Origin of the sequence: Vibrio sp. 10N.261.52.C11 (assembly GCF_041471405.1) — a bacterium.
In the GTDB taxonomy this organism is placed as follows: domain Bacteria; phylum Pseudomonadota; class Gammaproteobacteria; order Enterobacterales; family Vibrionaceae; genus Vibrio; species Vibrio crassostreae_C.
In genome coordinates this window covers 169,765-178,669 of the sequence record NZ_JBFROI010000035.1, presented here as the reverse complement: position 1 = coordinate 178,669, position 8,905 = coordinate 169,765, and the positions used below count along the sequence as shown (strand labels likewise).

The window sequence follows — 8,905 nt, the reverse complement described above, 5'->3', positions numbered from 1 at the left end:
AATTTGGAGCGATACATCGGGTTCGAACCGATGACCTCAACCTTGGCAAGGTTGCGCTCTACCAACTGAGCTAGTATCGCATTTTCATTCAAATTCTTTCTAGAAGAAAGAGAGAATGGAGGCGCCTCCCGGAGTCGAACCGAGGTCCACGGATTTGCAATCCGCTGCATAGCCACTCTGCCAAGGCGCCTTAGTAACTCCAATCGAATCGCTCATTGCCATCCTCTTGGGTACGGGATGCATTCTACGGATTCAGACGATTGAGTCAATATTATTTTTGTATTTTTAATTCGTTTGAATAGATTTCATACGAAACAGGCCAAATAGCTGACTTTATGTTCAAAACACACTGTGAGCGGGTTATTCAAAGGAGATCTATATCACATTAGATATCCACTATTGATAACTTAACCTTAGGTTAAAGATCAAAAAAGCGAGCCTCAGCTCGCTTCTTCATCAATGATGTTTTTCGTCTAACAAATCGTCTTTGGCAGCCATCAAGTATTGTGCCATTGACCAATAAGTAAGAACGGTGGCGACATACAGTGCAATGTAACCTACCCACACCATCCAGTCGTCGTATCTCCAGATAAGTACCCAAAGAGCGAACATCTGAGAAACCGTTTTGACTTTACCAACCCAAGATACCGCAACACTTGCGCGTTTACCGATTTCAGCCATCCATTCACGAAGCGCTGAAATGATGATCTCACGAGCAATCATGGTCACGGCTGGAATAGTTATCCAAATAGAGTGGTAATGCTCTGTAATCAGGATAAGAGCCGTAGCGACCAACACTTTGTCAGCCACAGGGTCAATGAAGGCACCGAAGCGAGACGTTTGCCCTAACTTACGAGCTAGCATGCCATCTAACCAATCAGTGAAACCGGCTACCCAAAACACCATCGCAGCAGCGAAAGGAGCCCATTGATAAGGTAGATAGAAAACGACAACGAATACTGGGATCAAAAATAGTCTCAGTAAGGACAAAATGTTAGGTATATTCAAACGCATATTATTGGGCTCTTATTAATTGCGCTTTAATGGTGCGGGATTTTTACTATTGTTTCAATGCTTGATAAATGTTTTCTGCCAAAGAATGACTAATGCCCGGCACTTTGGCTATTTCTTCGACAGTTGCACGCTTAAGTTCTTGTAAGCCACCCATATATTTCAGCAAAGCTTGACGACGTTTAGCTCCTACCCCTTCAATTCCTTCCAAAGCACTGGTTCTGCGCGTTTTACCACGTTTCGCCCTGTGCCCTGCAATCGCATGATTATGGCTCTCATCACGAATGTGCTGGATAAGATGCAGCGCTGGTGCATCGCTAGGTAAATTAAACTCTTCACCTTCAAGGGTTACCAAAGTTTCTAAACCCGGTTTACGCGTCACGCCTTTCGCAATACCCATCATTCTTGGTCTAAACGGCCAATCACCCCAATATTGAGAAATGATCTCATGAGCGCGGTTTAGCTGACCTTTACCACCATCGATAAAGATGATGTCTGGGATCTTGTCGATATCGAGTTGCTTCGAATAACGTCTCTCAAGCGCCTGAGCCATCGCTGCATAATCATCGCCACCTGTAATGCCGGTGATGTTGTAACGACGGTACTCTGGTTTAACCGGGCCTTCTTGATTGAACACCACACACGACGCAATCGTGCTTTCACCCATGGTATGACTGATATCAAAACATTCCATGCGCTTGATAGCATCCATCGACAGCACTTCTTGGAGCTCTTTGAAGCGCTGATTAATCGTCATCTTGTGATTAATCTTGGTGGTAATAGCCGTCAATGCATTGGTATTAGACAATTTAAGGTAACGACCTCGAGTACCTGAAGGGTTGGTATTGAAGTGAATCTTACGACCCGCTACTTCACACAAGGCTTCTTGAATCGGTGTGACATCTTCCATCAAATCGGCATTGAGAATCAAACGGGTTGGGATGGTTCTCGCTTCACTATGCGCAAGATAGTATTGGCTTAAAAAGCTCGAAAAGACCTCTTCTCGCACCGTATTGTTGGGAATTTTAGGGAAATGGCTTCTACTGCCTAAAACCTTGCCTTGGCGAATCATCAAGATATGAATACACGCTACGCCATTCTCTTGAGCAAATCCCAACACGTCCATATCTTCCATTGAATCGTCAGATACGTATTGTTGTTCTTGCACACGTCGAATCGCTTGGATTTGATCACGGAAAGCGGCAGCTTGTTCAAAACGAAGCTCACGGCTTGCCTTGTCCATTTTGTCGATGAGCGTCTCAAGGACTAATTTGTCTTTCCCTTGCAGGAACAGACGAACGTAGTCGATAAGTTCACTGTACTCTTCATCAGAGATGATTGAGCTAACACATGGCGCAGCACAACGACCAATCTGATACATCAAACACGGGCGCGTTCTATTGGCATAAACCGTATCTTCACACTGGCGGGCAGGGAAAATCTTTTGGATTAGGTGTAGCGTCTCACGCACAGCGCCGGAATCAGGGTAAGGACCAAAGTATTCGCCCTTTTTCTTCTTAGCACCACGGTGCATCGACAAACGAGGATGCTTGTGACCGCTAATAAAAATATAAGGGTACGACTTATCATCACGCAAAAGTACGTTGTATTTAGGCAAGTACTGCTTGATGTAGTTGTGCTCAAGAATGAGCGCTTCTGTTTCCGTGTGCGTTACAGTGACATCGATCTTGTCAATATTACTAACTAGAGCGCGTGTTTTTTCACTGTCGACTTTTTTACGGAAATAACTGGAAAGGCGTTTTTTGAGGTTCTTAGCTTTACCGACGTAAATAACGGCAGCCTCGGCGTTATACATTCGATAAACGCCGGGCTGCTCTGTTACTGTCTTGAGGAATGAGACTGAGTCAAACAAGTTGGTCACTATACGATCTCAGTGTTAAAGGGTCTCAGTGTCTAACATTCCATGTCTAATCGCTAAATGCGTCAGCTCTACATCGCCACTGATATCCAGCTTACTGAACAAGCGGTAGCGGTAACTGTTGACTGTTTTAGGACTTAGATTGAGTTGTTCTGAAATATCCGTCACTTTCTGACCTTTGGTAATCATCATCATGATTTGAAGTTCACGTTCAGATAAGTCTGCGAATGGATTTTCAGACGCAGGCGAGAATTGGCTCAAAGCCATCTGCTGCGCAATTTCTGGTGAAATGTATCGTTGGCCACTATTAACCACTCGAATTGCATTTACCATTTCATCCGGACCTGCCCCTTTAGTAAGGTAACCAGCAGCTCCAGCTTGCATCACTTTAGTTGGAAACGGATTTTCCGTATGAACAGTTAAAACGATGATTTTAACATCAGGGTTGAAACGCAAGATCTTCTTGGTTGCTTCTAAGCCACCAATACCAGGCATATTCATATCCATCAAAATAACGTCAGTATTGTTAGTACGACACCATTTTGCAGCACCTTCACCGCTTTCAGCTTCCCCTGCTACGTTCATTCCACGGACGTCTTCAATAATACGTCGTATCCCTGTGCGAACCAGCTCGTGATCATCTACAAGGAAAACATTTATCAAACTTGTATCTCCACACTATTAATTGGCTCTGCAACCACTGTGTCATTTCATCTGTTTGAAACAATTGAACAAAGGAACAGTGGATCGCAGCATTGAGTACATCTTAACTTAATTACTAAAAAAAAGCTCTGTTGAATATGTGCTGAAACACGAACTTTAGCAAGTACTTATTAACAAATAAGCTAACTAAAACAACAAGCTTTTTCTAAAAATCAACCAGTTAAAACAACACCCAATAAAATTACATAAGATAAAGATATTTTCAATACCATTGAATAACCATTCGCGACAATTTCACTTATTTGCTTATAGAGTCCCGTTATTTGCCTCTACTAACTAGAATTTAGTTAGTATTTTTACTGCCTTTTGTGCGCAGAGGGTCGCTAGATGGTAGTATTCGATTCCCCATTTCAATAGGTTACTACATTGGATATTCAGCAAGGCTTTGTACTCACAAGACAAGCAAGAGATTTTTCAGGGCGCACACAAATCGACTTGTGGTTAAGCACCCCTCAAGGCCCTACTCTGCTGACGATTCAAAATGAAAAACCGGTATTTTTTGTCGCTCAATCTGACGTTGAGGCATGTCAGGCAATCGCAGCGAAAGAGTCGATCGATTGCCAATTTAAGCCTCTAGAATTAGCCACATTCGAGCAAACACCTCTCGCCGCGTGTTACACCTCACTGTCGAGAAGCAGCTTTGGTTTAGCGCAAGCCTTTCACAACGAAGAAATCCAAACCTTTGAAAGCGATATTCGACTCGCCGATCGATTCTTGATGGAACGTTTTATCAAGGGAAGTATTGAGTTCACCGGATCTGCTGTGCAAAAAAATCAGCATCGTCGAGTCTCAAACGCAAAATGCCGAGCAGGTGATTACTTACCCAGTCTATCTGTGGTCTCGCTTGATATTGAGTGTTCGGAAAAAGGCGTGCTTTATTCAATTGGCCTAGACAGCCCGATGGACAGCCAAGTAATCATGGTCGGCGAAGCACAACAAGCTGAAACCAATATCCAATGGGTTGCCAACGAGAAAGCGCTACTTGAAGCCATGATAGCTTGGTTCTCTGAATTTGATCCTGACATCATCATTGGCTGGAATGTTATCGACTTCGATTTTAGGCTGCTGCACAAACGTTCAGAATGGAACGAAGTGAAGCTCAACATCGGCAGAGACAACCAACCGAGCTTTTTCCGCAGTTCTGCTCAAAATCAGCAAGGTTTTATCACGATTCCGGGGCGCGTTGTCTTGGATGGTATTGATATGCTCAAGACAGCGACCTACCACTTCCGTTCTTGGTCTCTTGAGTCGGTATCGCAAGAGCTGCTTGGGAAAGGCAAAGACATCCATAACGTTCATGACCGTATGGATGAGATAAACCGAATGTTTAAGTTCGATAAACCCTCACTCGCTAAGTACAACCTTCAAGACTGCGTACTGGTAAACAGCATCTTCGAGCACACTCACCTACTCGACTTCGCGATTGAGCGCTCTCGATTAACCGGTGTTGAGCTGGATCGCGTTGGTGGCTCTGTTGCGGCCTTTACTAACTTATATCTGCCTCAAATCCACAGAGCGGGTTATGTCGCACCGAACTTAGAGCCAGAGAATTGGATTGCGAGCCCCGGCGGTTATGTGATGGATTCAATTCCCAATCTGTACGACTCGGTTTTGGTACTCGATTTTAAGAGCCTGTATCCATCGATCATTCGCTCGTTTCTGATTGACCCTATGGGACTAATTGAAGGGTTGAAGCTTGAACTAGGCCCAGCAGAAAACCAAGCCGTTGATGGCTTTCGAGGTGGGCAATTCCACCGCTCTAAACACTTCTTGCCCGAGATGATCGAAAACCTTTGGGCTGCACGTGATGTGGCGAAGAAGAACAACGAGAAAGCGTTCTCTCAGGCGATTAAGATCATCATGAACTCATTCTATGGTGTGTTAGGTTCGTCTGGTTGTCGTTTCTTCGATACCCGGTTAGCGTCTTCAATTACCATGCGTGGACATGAGATCATGAAGCAAACCAAGGTTCTGATCGAAGACAAAGGCTATCAAGTGATTTACGGCGATACCGATTCAACCTTCGTGTCTCTGAACGGCAGTTATGATCAGCAAAAAGCAGACGAGATCGGGAACACACTGGTCGCTTACATCAACGATTGGTGGACGAATCACTTAAAAGAGACCCACAACCTAACCTCAATACTCGAATTGGAATACGAGACTCACTATCGCAAGTTTCTAATGCCGACCATTAGAGGTTCAGAAACCGGCTCGAAGAAACGTTATGCCGGATTAATCACTCAAGGCGATAAAGAAAAGATCATATTTAAAGGGCTTGAGAGTGCACGCACCGATTGGACACCTCTCGCACAGCAATTCCAACAAACCTTGTATGAGATGGTGTTTCACGATCAAGATCCAACCGACTACGTCAGACAGTTTGTTGATGAAACCTCTGCTGGCAAACATGATGATTTATTGGTGTATCAAAAGCGCTTACGCCGCAAATTACATGAATACCAAAAGAACATTCCGCCGCAGGTTCGCGCAGCTCGTATGGCCGATGAGATCAATGCTCAGTTAGGGCGCCCTCTTCAATACCAAAATAAAGGACGCATTGAGTATTTGATTACTCTGAGTGGCCCTGAGCCCAAGGAGTATTTAAAGAGTGGTATCGATTATCAGCACTATATCGACAAGCAGATTAAACCGGTCGCAGAGGCAATACTGCCCTTCATCGGTTTAGACTTTGAAAGAGTTAGTGGGCAGCAGTTGGGTTTGTTCTAGCACTATATTCAATATGCTCTTAAAACGAAAAAAGCAGAGATATGTTCTTCAGCACACTCTGCTTTTTAGTATCAATGGATCGGTTATAAATCTCTATCCGATTCTGAACTCGGTTTTCTGATACTGCTTAATCAACCACTCACCAAAGCCATCAAGAATACCGATCACCGAACGTTTAGGGATTGGTCGACCAGAAAGTAAAATGCCCAACCTGTGGATTTCGACTTCTCGATCTGGGTGATACTTCAAGAACTGTTGGCCACATTCAACAGGATCATCGTACCAATATTTATCGCGGTACATCACCAGTGAGTAACTCGCCCTTAGAAGCTTCTTGGCAATAATCACCTGCGCAGCGACTTGTTGTTCTGGCGTTGTCGCTCGTGCGATCTTGTTGCGATACACCGCCAACCAGTTTTCCGCATCCATATTCCAGTGCTTAGCGATTTCCCAACTTGTTTCAAAATCACCATAGCAGTCTGATAAGTCTTCACCATGCACACACACGGCTAAATGCTTGAGCATAAAACCCCAAGTGAAGATATTGTCGAAATCGACTATCTCACTCACTAAGGTAGTTTTTATCGCCACTTGAGTTACCTGCGGGAAGCTCTTTTGGAAACGCCATTTGATGGTGTTCAACAAAGTGGTTCGTTGGTCAGGAAACGGTCGATGGGTCACCACAACCACATCTAGATTGGAGCGACCGAAGACGGCTTGCTTACGAGCCACACTGCCATAAATATAAATACTGTGCAGATTAGATCCTAACCCACCTTTTAGAAAGGTAATCAGATCGTTAACCACAGGTTGAAATTCAGGTTGAAAAGGCTGTGTTGGGTCAATAACGGGTAGCTGCATAGGTCGTTTCGGTAAATAAAATAATGATTTAACTATAACTCTATGATCGCCTAGGTGACTTTATGATTCAAGCTATTCCTATTTATAGCATCTCCGAGATATAATCAGCGGATAGACCCACTAAGGACAAACACAAAATGCCTAGAGCAAGTGAAATTAAAAAAGGTTTTGCTATCACAGTAGAAAGCAAAACAGTGATCGTTAAAGATATCGAAGTAACAACACCAGGCGGCCGTGGCGGCCAAAAGATTTACCGCTTCCGTGGTAACGATGTAGCAACTGGCGTTAAAACTGAAGTTCGCCACAAGGCTGACGAAATTGTTGAAACTATTGACGTAACTAAGCGTGCAGTAATGTTCTCTTACGTTGATGGCAACGAGTACATCTTCATGGACAACGAAGATTACACACAATTCATCTTCAACGGTGAGACTATCGAAGACGAACTACTGTTCATCAACGAAGAAACTCAAGGCATGTACGCGATCCTTATCGACGGCAACGCTGCAACGCTTGAGCTACCAACATCTGTTGAACTAGTTATCGAAGAGACTGATCCTTCAATCAAAGGTGCATCAGCGTCTGCTCGTACTAAGCCTGCTCGTCTTTCTACAGGTCTTACTATTCAAGTACCTGAATACATCGCGACTGGCGACAAAGTAGTAGTAAACACTGCTGAACGTAAATACATGAACCGCGCAAGCTAAGATACTTATTATGACCGAAGCTAACGACCTAATGTCTTATGACGATGCAATTGATACTGCATACGACATCTTTCTAGAGATGGCACCTGATAATCTTGAACCTGCAGACGTGATTCTATTCACAGCTCAGTTTGAAGATCGTGGTGCTGCAGAGCTTGTTGAAACTGGCGATGATTGGGTTGAACATGTTGGCTTTGAAGTCGACAAAGAAATCTACGCTGAAGTGCGCATTGGTCTTGTGAATGAAGCTGATGACGTTCTAGACGACGTATTTGCTCGCATGCTAATCAGCCGTGACCCAGAACATAAGTTCTGTCACATGCTGTGGAAACGTGACTAATACCGCTGTTGACGCTCATCAGCATGAGTAAACAAGTATTCATGTAAGCGAGTTAAAAGTTAGCCGAGCCGATTGCTCGGCTATTTTTATCACGCCATTTCTCATCATGATTACTCACTTTCATCATCAACTTTAGATTCACTGATTATGACCAAAGCAAAAACAGACACACAATCAAAAGGCTATGCCTGCATTGGCCTAGTTAACCCAAAGACGCCTGAAAACGTAGGCTCTGTAATGCGAGCTGCTGGCTGCTACGGCGCCAACTCTGTGTTTTACACTGGCACACGCTACGACCATGCGCGAAAATTCCATACCGACACCAAAGAAAAGCACTTAGCCCTGCCTTTGATTGGTGTTGAAGAGCTGAAAGATATTATTCCAGTAGGCTGCGTGCCGGTTGCTGTTGATCTGATTGAAGGTGCTAAGCCTCTACCTGATTACAAGCACCCACCACGTGCGTTTTACATTTTTGGCCCAGAAGATGGCACGCTAAAGAAAGAAATCACAGATTTCTGTCGTGAGACGATTTACGTTCCGACCAACGGCTGTATGAATCTAGCGGCATCAGTGAATGTTGTGCTTTACGACCGACTGGCGAAAGGCGATAACTTTTCGAATCATAAGTAAAAGAAACGAGATACGAGATACGAG

General features: G+C 44.2%; 8 protein-coding genes and 2 tRNA genes. 4 read left to right on the top strand and 6 right to left on the bottom strand.

Annotation, left to right across the window (positions count from 1 at the left end; translation table 11 throughout):
- Positions 1–4 precede the first annotated feature (4 nt).
- The 5 genes from AB4323_RS14945 to uvrY all read right to left on the bottom strand — a co-directional run bounded on the left by AB4323_RS14945 (position 5) and on the right by uvrY (position 3,553).
- Positions 5–80, bottom strand: a tRNA-Gly gene (locus AB4323_RS14945).
- Positions 81–116: 36 nt separating this feature from the next.
- Positions 117–190: transfer RNA gene (locus tag AB4323_RS14940), tRNA-Cys, on the bottom strand.
- A 266-nt stretch (positions 191–456) separates the two neighbouring features.
- Positions 457–1,014 carry a CDP-diacylglycerol--glycerol-3-phosphate 3-phosphatidyltransferase gene (gene pgsA / locus AB4323_RS14935; protein ID WP_017061490.1) on the bottom strand — a complete coding sequence of 186 codons (558 nt, stop codon included), beginning with the start codon at positions 1,012–1,014 and terminating at the stop codon, positions 457–459.
- 46 nt (positions 1,015–1,060) lie between these two features.
- Positions 1,061–2,893: an excinuclease ABC subunit UvrC gene (gene uvrC / locus AB4323_RS14930; protein ID WP_029235144.1), complete on the bottom strand. Its 1,833-nt coding sequence runs from the start codon at positions 2,891–2,893 to the stop codon at positions 1,061–1,063.
- A gap of 15 nt (positions 2,894–2,908) precedes the next feature.
- A complete protein-coding gene (gene uvrY / locus AB4323_RS14925; RefSeq protein ID WP_371724961.1) occupies positions 2,909–3,553 on the bottom strand; it encodes a UvrY/SirA/GacA family response regulator transcription factor in 645 nt (214 codons plus the stop codon).
- A gap of 426 nt (positions 3,554–3,979) precedes the next feature.
- Here uvrY and AB4323_RS14920 point away from each other — a divergent pair, with 426 nt between their 5' ends.
- Positions 3,980–6,343 (top strand): DNA polymerase II, encoded by a 2,364-nt coding sequence (locus AB4323_RS14920; RefSeq protein WP_372152807.1) that lies wholly within the window; start codon positions 3,980–3,982, stop codon positions 6,341–6,343.
- Positions 6,344–6,436: 93 nt separating this feature from the next.
- Here AB4323_RS14920 and AB4323_RS14915 read toward each other — a convergent pair whose 3' ends face one another.
- A complete protein-coding gene (locus AB4323_RS14915) occupies positions 6,437–7,204 on the bottom strand; it encodes a nucleotidyltransferase domain-containing protein (RefSeq protein ID WP_372100518.1) in 768 nt (255 codons plus the stop codon).
- A 137-nt stretch (positions 7,205–7,341) separates the two neighbouring features.
- On the opposite strand from AB4323_RS14915, the gene yeiP reads away from it, so the two are divergent.
- The 3 genes from yeiP (at position 7,342) to AB4323_RS14900 (ending at position 8,881) form a co-directional block, all read left to right on the top strand.
- Entirely contained in the window at positions 7,342–7,911 is a 570-nt protein-coding gene (yeiP, locus tag AB4323_RS14910) for an elongation factor P-like protein YeiP (protein ID WP_017055115.1), read from the top strand.
- Between the two features lie 10 nt (positions 7,912–7,921).
- A complete protein-coding gene (locus tag AB4323_RS14905) occupies positions 7,922–8,251 on the top strand; it encodes an HI1450 family dsDNA-mimic protein (protein WP_004741258.1) in 330 nt (109 codons plus the stop codon).
- Positions 8,252–8,398: 147 nt separating this feature from the next.
- Entirely contained in the window at positions 8,399–8,881 is a 483-nt protein-coding gene (locus tag AB4323_RS14900) for an RNA methyltransferase (RefSeq protein WP_017061495.1), read from the top strand.
- The last annotated feature ends 24 nt before the right edge of the window (positions 8,882–8,905 follow it).